Source organism: Leifsonia williamsii, assembly GCF_030433685.1.
Taxonomy (GTDB): Bacteria; Actinomycetota; Actinomycetes; order Actinomycetales; family Microbacteriaceae; genus Leifsonia; species Leifsonia williamsii.
In genome coordinates, this window is the sequence record NZ_JAROCF010000001.1 from 3561194 (window position 1) to 3575024 (window position 13831).

A 13831-nucleotide genomic window follows, 5' to 3' on the forward strand; every position below is an offset into this window, starting at 1 on the left:
CTCCGTGCCCCGAATCCGCACCGCCGGCGCTGTCGCGACCGCGCTCACCCTCGCTCTCGGCCTCTCCGGCTGCTCGGTGGTGGCCGCCTTCACGCCGCATGTGGAGGCGGAGATCTACGACTCGGCCAAGGAGTTCACGCCCACCGCGACGTCGGCGTTCGGCTCCCCCTCCTTCGTGCCCGACGACGCGACCGTGATCCGCGCCGACTGGGACACCGAGTCCGGCGCGGCCATCCTGACCTTCACCTCGGCGAAGCACTTCAAGGAGGGCACCTGCACGGCAGAGGCCCCCGTGCCGAAGCCGGCCATCCAGGACAGCTGGTGGCCGATCGAGGGGCTGCCCCCGAAGGGCGTGAGCTGCCCCGGCGGTTGGTCGGCGTTCGTGATGGGCAACCAGACGTACGCGGCACTGCCGGGCAAGGGCTAGCGGGGCTCCGCCTCCGCAGCCTCGGCGTCTGCGCCCGCGGCGTCCGCCTCCGCCTGACCGCTTTCGTCCTGCTGCGGGGCGACCAGGGGGATGACGAGCTCGATGCGCGTGCCCGCGCCATCGGGGGAGGCGAACCGGGCACGGCCTCCCACCGCCTCCACGCGGTCCCGCACGCCCTCGAGGCCGCCGCCGGGTTCGACGCGCGCGCCGCCGCGGCCGTCGTCGGTCACGACGACCGACACGGTGTCGCCCGACCGCTCCACGGTGACGGAGCAGCTCGCGGCCTCCGCGTGTTTGGCCGCGTTGGTCAGGCACTCGGAGACGCAGAAGTAGATCGTCTCCTCCACGACGCTCGGGAGCCGGCCGTCGGTGTCGACCCGGACCTCCACCGGCGTGTGCGCCCGCTGGGCCAGCTCCTCCAGGGCGCTCTGGAGATCACCGTCGGTGAGCACCGTGGGGTGGATGCCACGAGCCAGTTCGCGGAGCTCGCGCAGCGCGTCGGCCAGCTGCGCCGACGCCCGCTCGAGGTCGCGGGTCACCTCGGTGTTGCCGGCGGCCTCCGCCTTCGCGGTGGCGATGCGGAGGCTGATCGCCAGCGACACGAGCTGCTGCTGCGAGCCGTCGTGCAGGTCGCGCTCCAGCCGGCGGCGGGCCAGGTAGCCCTCCTCGACGATGCGGAGGCGCGACTCGCGCAGCTCCTGGATGGTCTGCTCCAGCCTCCCCCGCAACCGGTCGTTGTCCACCGACAGCAGCAGTGCGGAGGAGACGGCGTCGAGGAGCCGGTCGTCCTGGCCGAGCGCGACATCGTGCTCGATCAACGCGATCGGGCCGTCTGCGGAGTCGATCGGGAGGGTGGAGCGTCCCGGCCTGGTCCTTCCCGGGCGTGCGGCGCCGCGAAGGTCTTCGATGGGCGTGCCGTCGCTGGTCTCGTAGCGACCCGCGCGCTCGTCCCACCAGAACACGCGCAGGGAGCTGTCATGCAGCGTCCGCGCGAGGCTCGACTCCCACAGAGCGCGGTCGACCTTGTCGCGCGCGACGATGACGAGGTCGGCGACACGCGAGCGCAGCCCCCTGGCGTAGAGCACTCCCCCGACGAACGCCGGCGGGATGAGCGCGATGGCCACCGGCGGCACGAACTGCAGCCAGCCGCTCTCCCAGCCGAGGGTGAAGCTCACCGAGTCCTGTACCGTCCCGTAGCACCAGAGCACGAGCGCGAGCGGCATCACGAACGACACGCGCCGGGCGGGCAGCGAGCTGGTGAACCAGCGCACGGCGAGGCGGGCGGCGACCGTGAGCATCAGGCCGAGGCCGGCGAGCCTCCATCCCACACCGAACCAGTAGTCGGCGTCGGCGCTCGGCATCACCGCGTACGCGTTGGGCACGCACCCGCAGTCCGCCGCCGTGGGCGAGGAGGCGAGCAGCACGCCCAAAAACCGGAGCAGGAAGGCGATGCCGAGCGTGATCACCACCACGCGGTCGAAACGCGAGCTCAGCCTCCCCGTGGGGTAGCAGAGCACGAGCACGCCGACGAGCACCGCCCAGAAGTCCGTCACCGCTGCGAGCAGCGGCCACGCACCGCCCGCCCCGCGGGCCAGCGGGTACCAGGCTCCCGCCGACCAGAAGAGCGCTGCGCCGACCATCAGCCAGCCGGGGACAGGGTTGCGCACGATCCGCCAGGCCACCACGCCGCACACGACGTACACGATCGCCACGGCCACGAACACGATGGCCCAGCCGATTCCCTGCGGCCGCGGACCGTAGTCGCCGGTCATCGCGCTCGCCAGCTGGGCGAGCACGTTCGAGGCCACCGCGGCGGTGACGGCGAGCGCACGGAGCCAGACGCGCGCGGCGTTCACGGCTCAGCCGTCCCGGCCGAGGAAGCGCAGAACGGCGAGCACGCGCCGGTGCCCCTCCGCGGAGTCCTCCACGCCGAGCTTGGCCATGATGTGGCCGATGTGCGATTCGACGGTGCGGAGGCTGAGGTGCAGGCCCGCAGCGATGCCGACGTTCGAGAGGCCCTCCGCCATCAGGCGCAGCACGTCGAGCTCTCGCGCGGACAACGCCTCCACGCTCTCGGAGGAGGACCGGGAGGAGACGAGCAGCTGCACGACCTCGGGGTCGACCACGCTGCCGCCCTGCGCGACCGTGCGCACGGCGTTGACGAGGGTGTCGCCGTCGGCGACGCGGTCCTTCAGCAGGTAGCCGGTGCCGCTTCCGGCACTGAGCGCCCTGATCGCGTACGCGGCTGTCGTGTACATCGAGAGCAGCAGGACGCCGACGCCGGAGTCGCGAGCCCGGAGCTGCTCGAGCGCCCGGAGGCCCTCGTCGGTGTGGGTGGGCGGCATCCGGATGTCGAGCACGACGGCGTCGATCGACGCGTCGTCCGCGACCACGGCGAGCACCTGCTCGGCCGAGTCGACGGAGGCGACGACATCGACGCCGCCCGCGCGCAGGAGCTGACCGATCCCCTCGCGCAGCAGAACAGCGTCGTCGGCGACCACGACCCGGAGCGGGCGGGAAGGCTTCTCTCCCGCGACCACGCGCTCACCTTAGCAGGGAGCTGTGCGCGTCAATAGCGAACGCAGCGCGTCTCCTGTGAGGTCGGCCTTGCCGATGAACCCCTCCGCGCCGCTGTCGGCGACGCGATGGCCGTAGTCGCGGGACGATCGGCTGGAGGTGAGCACGACGGCGGCGCCGGTCGCGTGCATCGCGGGAACGAGGTCGAAGCCGTCCGCGTCGGGCAGCCCGACGTCGAGGAGCACCAGATCGGGCGCGAGCCGGCGGCTGAGTTCGACACCGCCCGCTCCGGTGTCGGCGTCGCCCACGACGGCGAAGCGCTCGAGCTCGAGGAGCTCGGCCGCCTGGGCGCGGAACCGCGCGTGGTCGTCGACGATGACAACGCGGAGACACATGCCAGTCATCTTCGCCCGGCACCGCAGGGCGGGCATCCGTGCCAGCACGCATTCAGATCGGGTGGCCCCCCGGATGCGGGGCATCTCGCGTCGGCAGCATGCTATGAGCAAAGCTCAACACCGTGCTTCCGGTGGTGAGTCCACAACGTTCCAGGACCGAGGAGAGGAGCAGGTCCACCGCGACCCGAACCGCCCACCCGAACGGACCGCCACGGCGATCCGGGGGCGGGCGCGGCGGACCCGGCCACCCCCTTCACGGCACCGGACGACCCGACCCGACGGACGACTCGACCCCGCCGCCGGAGCACCCGCGGCGGCCGCCTCCCCTCTCGGCGGGGGGAGGCGGTCGCCGCGGGCCGCGGATGGCGCCCTTGCTCGGCCCAGACCGCCCTCGCTCGGCCCAGACCGCCCTCGCTCGGCTCAGACCAGCGAGTCCCGCCAGGCCGCGTGCAGCTGGGCGAACCGGCCGGTGCCGGCGATCAGATCGGCGGGCGTGCCGTCTTCGACGACGCGGCCGTGCTCCATCACGAGGACGCGATCCGCGATCGCGACCGTGGAGAGACGGTGCGCGATGATCACGGCCGTGCGGTCGGCGAGCAGCGTCTGCAGCGCCTCCTGCACCAGTCGCTCGCTCGGGATGTCGAGAGAGCTCGTGGCCTCGTCGAGGATGAGGACGGCCGGGTCGGCGAGGAAGGCGCGCGCGAACGAGATCAGCTGGCGCTGGCCCGCGGAGACGCGCCCGCCCCGCTTGTTCACGTCGGTGTCGTAGCCGTTCGGCAGGCCCGCGATGAACTCGTGGGCGCCGACCGCCTTCGCCGCCTCGACGACCTCCTCGCGGGTCGCGTCCGGCTTGCCGAGCGCGATGTTGTCGGCCACCGACCCGCTGAACAGGTACGCCTCCTGGGTCACCATGACGATGGCCCGGCGCAGGTCCTTCGGATGCAGGTCGCGGAGGTCGACGTCGTCGAGCGTCACGCTGCCCTCTGTGGGGTCGTAGAACCGCGAGATCAGCTTGGCGAGCGTCGACTTGCCCGCACCTGTGGAGCCGACCAGCGCGATCGTCTGCCCGGCGGGGATGTCGAGCGCGAACTCCGGCAGCACCACCCGGTCGGAGCGGTACGCGAAGGTCACGTCGTCGAAGCGCACATGGCCCTTCGCCGTCCACAGGTCGACCGGCTTCACCGGGTCGGGGACGCTCGGCGCCTCCTCCAAGACGCCCGAAATCTTCTCGAGCGCCGCGGCGGCCGACTGGTAGGAGTTGTAGAACATCGCCATCTCCTCCATCGGGTCGAAGAAGCGGCGCGTGTACAGCAGCGCGGCGAGCAGCACGCCGATCGCGAGCTGGCCGTCGGCCACGCGGAAGCCGCCGACGAGCAGCACGACGCCGACCGTGACGTTGCCGATCATCACGAGGCCGGGGTCGAAGATCCCGAACAGCTGGATGACCCGGGCGTTGACGTCGCGGTACTCCTCGACGAGTCCGCCGAACTCCTTCTCGTTGCGCTTCTCCTTGCGGAACGCCTTGACCGCGCGGATGCCGGTCATGGTCTCCACGAAGTGCACGATGAGCTTCGCGGACGCCACCCGCGAGATGCGGAACAGCTTCTGCGACCGCTTCTGGAACCAGCGCGTCAGCAGGTACAGCGGCACGAGCGACGCCACCAGCACCACACCGCTGATCCAGTCGATCGAGAACAGCGCGATGGCGATGAACAGCATGTACAGGAAGCCCTGCACGAGCTGGTTGATGCCCGAGTCGAGCAGCTCGCGGATGGAGTCGAGGTCGCTGGTCTGCCGCGAGATGATGCGGCCCGACGTGTACGACTCGTGGAACTCCAGCGACAGCTTCTGCGTGTGCAGGAACACCCGCTTGCGCAGGTCGAGCAGGATGGCCTGGCTGATCCGCGCGCTCAGCACCGTGTACCAGGCGATCAGCACGGCGCCGATCACGCCGGTGAACAGGTACGCGACGCCGGCGGCGGCCAGCGGGAACCAGTCCTGCTTCAGCAGAGCCGGGAGGCCGTTGTCGATGCCGAACGCGATGATCGCCGGCCCGGCGACCTGGCCGGCGGTGCTGACGACGACGACGACCGCGGTCAGCAGCAGCCGGAGCCGCAGCGGGCGCAGCAGCGAGCCGAGCAGGCGCAGCGAACGCCGCCGCACCTGGCGGCTCTCCTCCTTCGTGAGGTCGTTGCGCTCTTCGCCTTCGACGCCCTGGACGGTGGCGGTGGTCACAGGTTCACCTCCTGCAGCAGTTCTTCGTTCTGTTCGTCCTCGAGGCTCGAGATGACGAAGCGGTAGTGCTCGTTCGTGGCGAGCAGATCGTGGTGGGTGCCGACCGCGGTGACGCGGCCCTCCTCGAGCAGCGCGACCCGGTCGGCGAGCATCACCGTGGAGGGGCGGTGCGCGACGATCAGCGCGGTGGTCGATGCGAGCACCCGGCGGAGCGCGGCCTCGACCAGCGCCTCCGTGTCGACGTCGAGCGCCGACAGCGGGTCGTCGAGGACGAGGATGCTCGGGTTGGCGGCGACCGCGCGGGCCAGCGCGAGGCGCTGCCGCTGGCCGCCGGAGAGGCTGAGCCCCTCCTCGCCCACCTTCGTCTCGACGCCCTCGGGCAGCTCGTAGACGAAGCCGGCCTGGGCGACCTCGAGCGCCTCGGTGAGCACGCGCTGCGCCTCGTCGGACGCCGGATCGAGGTCGTCACGGCCGAGCAGCACGTTGTCGCGGACGGAGGCCGAGAACAGCGTCGCATCCTCGAACGCCATCGCGATGGCCTTGCGGAGGTCGTACCGGGTGAGGTCGCGCACGTCGACGCCGTCGACCTTCACGGCTCCCCCCGTCACGTCGTACAGCCGGGTGGTGAGCGCCGTGAGCGTGGACTTGCCGCTGCCGGTGAGGCCGACGAGGGCCATGGTCTCCCCCGGCCGGACGGTCAGCGTGACGCCGTCGATCAGGTCGGGGAACCGCTCCGGCGAGTCCTGGTACCGGAAGCGCACGTCGTCGAAGACCAGCTCGCCCTGGGGGTCGGCGATCGTCTTCGGCTCGGCGGGGTCGGTGATCGCGTTGACCTCGTCCATGACCTCGAAGTAGCGGTCGGCCGCCGTGCGGGTGTCGAAGGTCATCGAGAGCAGGAACCCGATCGATTCGATCGGGAACCGCAGCACGGTCGCCGTGGCGAAGAACGCCACCAGCTCGCCCACCGACAGCTGCCCCTGGGAGGCCAGCCACACGCCGAGCACCAGGCAGACGCCGAAGGCGATGTCCGGCACCATCAGCAGCCACAGCCAGATGCCCGCGATGGCCTTCGCCTTCTCGATCTCGGTGCCGCGGAGCTCCTCGGCCTGCGACTCGAACTTGCGCAGGGCATGCTTGCCACGGCCGAACGCCTTGAGCACGCGGATGCCGTGCACGGACTCCTCGACCGAGGTGGCGAGGTCGCCGGCCTGGTCCTGGCTGCGGCGCGCGATGATCGAGTACTTCTTCTCGAAGACGAACCCGTAGATCCACAGCGGCACCGACAGCGCGAGGAAGATCAGTCCGAGCAGCCAGTTCCAGCTGATCAGGATGCCGAAGCCGACGACGATCGTGACGACGTTGACGACGAGCAGCACGATGCCGAACGACAGCCAGCGGCGGATCATGCCGAGGTCGCTGACGGCGCGCGAGAGCAGCTGTCCGCTCGGCCAGCGGTCGTGGAAGGCCACAGGGAGGTCCTGGAGCTGGGCGTACAGCGCGTTGCGCATGGTCGCCTCCACCCGGGTGCCCGGGGTGAGGACGAACCAGCGGCGCAGCGAGATGAACACGGCCTCGGCGGCGCCCAGGCCGACGACGAGGAGGGCGGCCGGCCAGACGGAGGACGGGTCGCCGGTCGACAGCGGGCCGTCGACCAGCCACCGCAGCACCTGCGGGATGCTGAGCGCGACGAGGCTCGCCAGGAGGGCCGCCACCATCCCGAGCAGGATGCGCGGCGCGGCCGACCTGGCGAAGGGCAGGATGCGCAGCAGTGTGCGGACCGTGCCTGGTCGCTTGGGCTGCGTCGTGTTCTGCTTCGCGGCGGTGGGAGGCTGCTGAGGCTGTTCAGCGATGGACATGGATGCGTCTTCTCTTCTTCTGCGTGAGTGCGTGCGTTGCGTGTCGTGTGCGGTGAGGACGTCCTGGCCGGCGTGGGGAGGGCACGAGGGCGTGAAGGGTCGCCGGAGCGACGGGCGAGGGTGTGGTGGTCCCGGTGCGCCGTGGAGCGGTGCTGCTGCAGCGGTGCGCTGCGGTGGCGGTGGAAGCCGGCTCTACCGGCTCCGGCGACGGCCTACCGGGCGGCGGGCTCCCCGAGCGGGCGCACGGGAGCGGAAGCGGCGGCGCGCGCGAAGACACCCACGGTTCGTGTGTTCTCGATCGTGACCATGGCGTCCTCCAGCCCTCGATGTGCGTGTGGTCGCTGCGACGAGGCAGCCCTACAGACTATTGCCAGGTTGGCGTGATCCGCAAGAGATTTCTGAAGAGATCTCAGCCGCGCGTACCCTGACGCCCATGCGCCGCGGAACCGTGACCGTCCTGTGCCTGGTGCAGTTCGTGGACGTCCTCGTCGTCACCAGCGCCACCACTGCCATCCCGGCGATCCTGGCAGGCGTCGGCGCGGACGCCTCGGCGGCGGGCCCGCTCGCGACCGTCTACGCGATGTTCTTCGGCGGCCTCCTGATCCTGGGGGCACGGCTGGGCGACCGGTACGGGCACCGCCGCATCCTGCTCGTCGGGATCGCCGGCTTCGGTGCGGTGTCGCTTCTCGGCGCCGCCGCCGGGCTGCTCGGTCCCGCCGCGCTCGCGGTGGTGCTGGTCTCGCGGGCGCTCCAGGGGGCGGCGGCGGCGATCTCCGTCCCGTCCGCGTTGAAGCTGCTGCTGGACGCCGCGCCGGAGGGGCCGGCGCGGCGTCGCGCCCTCGCCGCGTGGAGCGCGACGGGCGCGGCCGCCGGGGCGTCCGGATTCCTGGTGGGCGGCCTCCTCGTGCAGGCGGCCGGATGGCCGGCGGTGTTCTGGTTCAACGTGCCCCTCGCGGCGGCCCTGTTCGCCGGTGTGGCGAGCCGCGTGTCGCGCGACCAGACGTCACGCGACACGCGTCCCCTCGACATCCCGGGGGCGACGCTGCTGATCCTCTCGGTCATGGCCGTCATCGTCGGAGCCGCACTGCTGGAGTCGCCGGGCACGCGGACCGCGGGCGTCGCCGGGGTCGCGGCCGGCGCCGGGATCGCCGCTCTGCTGGCCTGGCGGTTGCGGACGGCCTCGCACCCGCTGATCCCGCGCGAGGCCTTCGCATCGAGGCCGCTGCGACAGGGCACCGGGCTGTCGTTCGCGAACACCGCCACGACCAGCTCGTCGGCGGTGCTCGCGGCGCTCTACCTGCAGGACGAGCTGCGGATCGGCCCGGTCGGCAGCGGGCTCACCCTCATGGCGCTCAGCGTGGCGGTCGTGTTGACCTCGGCGACGACCGGGACCGTCTTCGCGCGGCTGGCGCCGCACCTCCTGGCCGCCCTCGGTCTCGGCACCATCGCGGCGGGGCAGTTCGTGCTCGCCGCCACGGTCGGGAGCTGGTGGGGCGTCCTCGTCGGTGTCGCGTTCATGGGCGCGGGACTCGGGCTCGCGTCGGTCGCGGCGACGACCATCGGGGCGACGGTTCCCGAGCGGCTCATGGGGAGCGCCAGCGGCATCCTGAACACCGGAGCCCAGGTCGGGACCGCGCTCGGGACCGCCGCGATCATCCTCGTGGCGTCGCTCGCGGGTTACCTCGTGGCGTGGCTCGCCGCGGGAGTCGCAGCAGCGCTCACCGCGGGCTGGTGCCTGCTCCCGCGGACCCGCGGAACGGCCACGCCGGTCAGCGGACCCGGATCGACAGGCAGGTGACGCAGCCTTCGAGCTTCTCGAACTCGGAGATCTCGACCGGGACGACGGTGTAGCCGAGGTCCTCGATGAGGGCGATCGACTGCGGCGCGGAGGCCGACATCAGCACGGTCTCGTCGTCGAGGACGACGACGGCCGTGCCGTGGGCCTCCGGCACCGGCAGGAAGCGCTCGAACAGGCGCGGCTCGTCGACGAGCGGCTCGTAACCGATGACCGTGCCGTCGGGCAGCGCGGTGACCGCGGTCTTGAGGTGAAGCGCCTTCGTGACGGGGACGCCGACCACGGTGTAGCCGAGCGGCGCGACCAGCGCACGCAGCTGGCGGATGCCCTCCGCATTGGTGCGCCCGCCGCGGCCGACGTAGACGGTCGAGCCGATCTTGAGGACGTCGCCGCCCTCGAGGGTTCCCGGCTCCTCGATGCGCTCCAGGCGGAGACCCTGGGCGCGCAGCGCGGCCTCCGTCCCGGCGGTCTCGGGCTTGCGGGAGTCGGCGCCCGGGCGGGTGATCACGGCGGTGTCGCCGAAGACGACGGCGGTGTCCTCCACGAAGACCGAGTCGGCCAGGCGGTCGGCGCTCGCGACCTCGACGGTGCGCCAGCCGTGCTCGGCGAGAGCGGCCACGTAGCCGTCCCACTGCTTGTCGGCGAGCTCGGCGTCGATGGCCTCGCGCTCGATGTGGGTCACCAGGCCGTCGGCCAGGTTCGCGGCGGGGATGCGGACGAGCGCGACCTTGCGGCCGGTCGCGGTGCCGCCTCCACCCGCCAGCACGTGGTAGACCGCGTAACCGGCCGTCGGGACGATCACGGCGACCGCCAGCCAGAACGGGAGGTTGAGGCTGATCAGCGACTGCCACACCAGCGACCAGGTCTGGCCGTTCAGCTGCGCGCCGAGGCTCAGGTACAGCAGGGGCGCACCGAGCACGACGCTGATCAGGCCGACGAGGATGCCGCTGACGACGGCGATCCACCGCCGGTCGAGGCCGCCGAGCAACGCCGCCGCGAACGCGAGGATCAGCGCGACGAGCGCGTTGAAGCTCATGTACTGGGTGGCCGTCAGCAGGGCGCCGGCCGCCAGCTGGTTCGCGACGAGCAGCACCACCACCGACACGACGAGCGAGCTGGCGGCGACCGCGACGGCGGACACCAGGGATGCGACGAGCCGGCGGCCCCACGAAGACGTCATGAGAACCAACCCTAGCGGAGCGTTTCTATGCGTTCGCTGGCTCGCGCAGGCGGGCCATGGCCAGCTCCTCCGCCGCCTCCAGGGTCGTGATGCCGCGCGTCTCGGCCGCCGCGAAGATCTCGGTGACGGTGTCGCCAATGCGCTCGACGCGCTCCTGCGTGGCCTCCGCCGACGGGCGGTCGCCGCTCATCAGGTCGAGGAAGATGACGCCTCCGGCGTTCACGACGAAGTCGGGTGCCCACAGGATGCCGCGGGCCGCCAGCCGCTCGGCGCCGGCGCGCTCGGCGAGCTGGTTGTTCGCGGGGCCGACCACGGCCTTCACGCGCAGCTCGTCGATGACGCGGGAGGTGAGCACGCCGCCGACGCCGGCCGGGACGAACAGGTCGCCCTCGACGCGGTGAGCCTCCTCCGGCTCCACCCAGCGGGCGCCGACCGCGTCGGCCAGCGCGTGCTTCGCGGGGTTGACGTCGGTGACCGTGAGACGCGCGCCCTCGCTCGCCAGGCGCATGGCGAGTAGCGAGCCGACATGGCCGAGGCCCAGCACGGTCACGCGGCTGCCGGCGACCGTGCGGGTGCCGGTCGCGCGCTCGAGCGTGGAGAGCAGGCCGGCGTAGACGCCGGCCGCGGTCGCGGCGCTGGGCTCGCCGACGCCGCCTGCGGCAGACGGGAGGCCGCACACGTGCGCGGTGCGCGTCGCCACGACGGCCATGTCTTCTGCGGAGGTGCCGACATCCTCCGCGGTCATGTAGCTGCCGCCGAGGGACTCGATCGCGTCACCGAGATCGAGCATCGCCTCGTAACGCTCGGTCGCACTGAGGACGTGCCCGCGCGGGACGTAGATGACGGTCTTGCCGCCGCCGCGATTGAGGCCGGCGGCCGCGTTCTTGAGGGTCATGCCCTCGGCGAGGCGCAGGGAGTCGGCGACCGCCTCCCCCCAGGAGTCGTACGACCACACCCGGCAGCCGCCGAGCGCCTGGCCGAGCACGGTGGAATGGACCGCGATGCTGATCGTGAGGCCGCTCCGCCTCCCCCTCACCACCTGGAGCGTCTCGTGCGGCAGGTCTGCTGCGGTGAACGGGGCCAGGTCGGCGGGCAGGACGGACATCGGTGTCTCTCCTCGTGGGATCGCGGTTGAAAGGGCGGTCTTGTGGACCGCCGTCCATTCTCCCGCGCCCGCGAGGCGGCCGCAATCATCCGCGGCCGTGCGGCGCCGATCTCAGTGGAAGAAGTGCCGCTCTCCGGTGAAGTACATCGTCACGCCGGCGGCCTTCGCCGCCGCGATGACGTCCTCGTCGCGGATGGACCCTCCCGGCTGCACGATCGCCTTCACACCCGCCGCGATCAGGATCTCGGGACCGTCGGCGAACGGGAAGAACGCGTCGGAGGCCGCCACCGACCCTGCAGCGCGGTCGCCCGCGCGGCTCACCGCGAGGTTGCATGAGTCGACGCGGTTGACCTGGCCCATGCCAACGCCGACGGACGCGCCGCCCGACGCCAGCAGGATCGCGTTCGACTTGACCGCGCGGCACGCCTTCCAGGCGAACTCGAGGTCGGCGCGGGTGGCCGCGTCGGCCTCCTCGCCCGAGACCAGGGTCCACGTCGACGAGTCGAACTCGTCGAACCGGTCGGCGTCCTGCACGAGCACGCCGCCCGAGATCTGGCGGAACTCGGTACGCGAGCGCGTGTAGCCCTCGGGGAGCTGGAGGATGCGGAGGTTCTTCTTCGTCTGCAGCAGCTCCAGCGCCTCCGGCTCGAAGCCCGGCGCGATCAGCACCTCCGTGAAGATGCCCTTGACCGTCTCGGCCATCGCGAGCGTCACCGTGCGGTTGGCCGCGATGACGCCGCCGTAGGCCGAGACCGGGTCGCACTCGTGCGCCTTGCGGTGCGCCTCGGCGATGTCGTCGGCGACGGCGATGCCGCACGGGTTGGCGTGCTTGATGATGGCGACCGCCGGCTCGGTGAAGTCGTACGCGCTGCGGAGGGCCGCGTCGGCGTCGACGTAGTTGTTGTACGACATCTCCTTGCCGCCGAGCTGGGTCGCCTGGGCGATGCCACGACCGGCCGGGTCGGCGTACAGGGCGGCCTGCTGGTGGGAGTTCTCGCCGTAGCGGAGGGTGTGGAGGAGCTCCGCACGCACTTCGAAGCGCTCTGCGAAGTCGTCGGTGCTGGGCGCCTCCCCCGCGAACCACGCGGCCACCGCGCCGTCGTACGCGGCGGTGTGGGCGAAGGCGCGGGAGGCCAGCTCGCGGCGCTGGTCGAACGTCGTGCCCCCGGCCTCCACCGCGCTCACGATCGCCGGGTAGTCCGACGGCGAGACGACGATCGCCACGTTGGCGTGGTTCTTCGCGGAGGCGCGGACCATCGCGGGGCCGCCGATGTCGATCTGCTCGACGACGTCGTTGCCGACCGCGCCCGAGGCGACGGTCTCGACGAACGGGTACAGGTTGACGACGACGAGCTCGAACGGCTCGATGCCGAGGTCCTTCAGCTGCTCCTCGTGCGACGCCAGGCGGAGGTCGGCGAGGAGGCCGGAGTGGATGGCCGGGTGCAGCGTCTTCACGCGTCCGTCGAGCGACTCGGGGAAGCCGGTGACGGTGGCGACGTCGGTGACGGCGTAGCCGGCGTCGCGGATGGTCTGCGCGGTGGAACCGGTCGACACGAGCTCGACGCCCGCCTCGGCCAGCGCCTTCGCGAGATCGAGCAGGCCGGACTTGTCGCTGACCGAGATCAGCGCGCGGCGGATGGGGACGAGGTCGCGCTCGCGGTACAGGCTGGCGTCGTGACGGGGTCCGCTCATGCTCGGGACAGCTCCTTGAGGTCGATGTGGCCGTTGGCGATGTCGAGGACGGCCTGCACCAGCAGGCGCCGCTCGACGGGCTTGATGCGCTCGTGAAGGCTGGCCTCCGAGTCGCCGGGGTGGATCGGGATGCGCTCCTGGCTGATGATCGGCCCCGCGTCGACGCCGTCGTCGACCACGATGAGGCTGGCGCCGGTCTGCGTCACGCCGGCCGCGAGGGCGTCGCGCACGCCGTGCGCGCCGGGGAACTCGGGCAGGTACGCCGGGTGCGTGTTGATCAGGTAGGGCGAGTACTCGGCGACGACGCGCGGCGGGACGAGGCGCATGAAGCCGGAGAGGATCACGAGGTCGGGCTGCCACTGGCGCAGCTGCTCCAGCAGGGCGTCGCCCCACTCCTCACGGCGCGCGAACGAGTTGAAGGGGACGGTGAACGACGGGATGCCGAACTCCTCCGCGTGCGCCAGCCCCTCCGCGTCGCGGTCGGCGCCGACCGCGATCACCCTGGCGGGGAATTCGGCGTCTTCTGCGGCCTCCAGCAGCGCACGCAGATTGGAGCCTCCGCCGGAGATCAGCACGACAATCGAGAGCACCCGACAAGCCTAGCGGGGCGGCGGACGGCCGGGGCTCCT

The 13831-nt window shown here is 71.8% G+C and carries 11 protein-coding genes; 2 read left to right on the forward strand and 9 right to left on the reverse strand.

Annotated features, from left to right (window positions below; genetic code table 11):
- Nucleotides 1-4: 4 nt before the first annotated feature.
- Nucleotides 5-427, forward strand: coding sequence for a hypothetical protein (locus tag P5G50_RS16875; protein ID WP_301212234.1), 423 nt, complete (start codon nucleotides 5-7; stop codon nucleotides 425-427).
- Here the strand turns inward: P5G50_RS16875 and P5G50_RS16880 are convergent.
- The 5 genes from P5G50_RS16880 to P5G50_RS16900 form a co-directional block, all read right to left on the reverse strand.
- A complete protein-coding gene (locus P5G50_RS16880) occupies nucleotides 424-2283 on the reverse strand; it encodes a sensor histidine kinase (RefSeq protein ID WP_301212235.1) in 1860 nt (619 codons plus the stop codon). The genes P5G50_RS16875 and P5G50_RS16880 overlap by 4 nt on opposite strands.
- 3 nt (nucleotides 2284-2286) lie before the next feature.
- The gene (locus P5G50_RS16885; protein WP_301212237.1) at nucleotides 2287-2967 is read right to left on the reverse strand and encodes a response regulator transcription factor; all 681 of its coding nucleotides are present in this window, start codon (nucleotides 2965-2967) and stop codon (nucleotides 2287-2289) included.
- 9 nt (nucleotides 2968-2976) lie between these two features.
- Nucleotides 2977-3339 carry a response regulator transcription factor gene (locus tag P5G50_RS16890; RefSeq protein WP_301212238.1) on the reverse strand — a complete coding sequence of 121 codons (363 nt, stop codon included), beginning with the start codon at nucleotides 3337-3339 and terminating at the stop codon, nucleotides 2977-2979.
- 420 nt (nucleotides 3340-3759) lie between these two features.
- On the reverse strand, nucleotides 3760-5574 hold the full coding sequence (locus P5G50_RS16895; RefSeq protein ID WP_301212239.1) for an ABC transporter ATP-binding protein: 1815 nt from the start codon (nucleotides 5572-5574) through the stop codon (nucleotides 3760-3762).
- On the reverse strand, nucleotides 5571-7430 hold the full coding sequence (locus P5G50_RS16900) for an ABC transporter ATP-binding protein (protein ID WP_301212240.1): 1860 nt from the start codon (nucleotides 7428-7430) through the stop codon (nucleotides 5571-5573). The genes P5G50_RS16895 and P5G50_RS16900 overlap by 4 nt, the downstream gene beginning before the upstream one ends.
- A gap of 433 nt (nucleotides 7431-7863) precedes the next feature.
- Between P5G50_RS16900 and P5G50_RS16905 the strand changes: the two genes are divergently transcribed.
- Nucleotides 7864-9228, forward strand: a complete 1365-nt coding sequence (locus P5G50_RS16905; protein WP_301212241.1) for an MFS transporter — start codon at nucleotides 7864-7866, stop codon at nucleotides 9226-9228.
- On the opposite strand, the gene ddaH is transcribed toward P5G50_RS16905, so the two are convergent.
- From ddaH to purN, 4 genes are all read right to left on the reverse strand, one after another.
- On the reverse strand, nucleotides 9200-10405 hold the full coding sequence (gene ddaH / locus P5G50_RS16910) for a dimethylargininase (RefSeq protein WP_301212242.1): 1206 nt from the start codon (nucleotides 10403-10405) through the stop codon (nucleotides 9200-9202). The genes P5G50_RS16905 and ddaH overlap by 29 nt on opposite strands.
- 25 nt (nucleotides 10406-10430) lie before the next feature.
- Nucleotides 10431-11510 carry a Glu/Leu/Phe/Val dehydrogenase family protein gene (locus tag P5G50_RS16915; protein ID WP_301212243.1) on the reverse strand — a complete coding sequence of 360 codons (1080 nt, stop codon included), beginning with the start codon at nucleotides 11508-11510 and terminating at the stop codon, nucleotides 10431-10433.
- A 111-nt stretch (nucleotides 11511-11621) separates the two neighbouring features.
- Nucleotides 11622-13202 carry a bifunctional phosphoribosylaminoimidazolecarboxamide formyltransferase/IMP cyclohydrolase gene (gene purH, locus P5G50_RS16920; RefSeq protein WP_301212245.1) on the reverse strand — a complete coding sequence of 527 codons (1581 nt, stop codon included), beginning with the start codon at nucleotides 13200-13202 and terminating at the stop codon, nucleotides 11622-11624.
- Nucleotides 13199-13792, reverse strand: coding sequence for a phosphoribosylglycinamide formyltransferase (purN, locus tag P5G50_RS16925; protein ID WP_301212246.1), 594 nt, complete (start codon nucleotides 13790-13792; stop codon nucleotides 13199-13201). Before purN ends, purH begins: the two co-directional genes overlap by 4 nt.
- Nucleotides 13793-13831 lie beyond the last annotated feature (39 nt).

Bases quoted from the DNA above. Each gene is read 5' to 3' on its own strand.
- purH (WP_301212245.1), bottom strand. From the start codon at position 13,202: ATGAGCGGACCCCGTCACGACGCCAGCCTGTACCGCGAGCGCGACCTC.
- P5G50_RS16905 (WP_301212241.1), top strand. From the start codon at position 7,864: ATGCGCCGCGGAACCGTGACCGTCCTGTGCCTGGTGCAGTTCGTGGAC.
- P5G50_RS16900 (WP_301212240.1), bottom strand. From the start codon at position 7,430: ATGTCCATCGCTGAACAGCCTCAGCAGCCTCCCACCGCCGCGAAGCAG.
- P5G50_RS16915 (WP_301212243.1), bottom strand. From the start codon at position 11,510: ATGTCCGTCCTGCCCGCCGACCTGGCCCCGTTCACCGCAGCAGACCTG.
- P5G50_RS16890 (WP_301212238.1), bottom strand. From the start codon at position 3,339: ATGTGTCTCCGCGTTGTCATCGTCGACGACCACGCGCGGTTCCGCGCC.
- ddaH (WP_301212242.1), bottom strand. From the start codon at position 10,405: ATGACGTCTTCGTGGGGCCGCCGGCTCGTCGCATCCCTGGTGTCCGCC.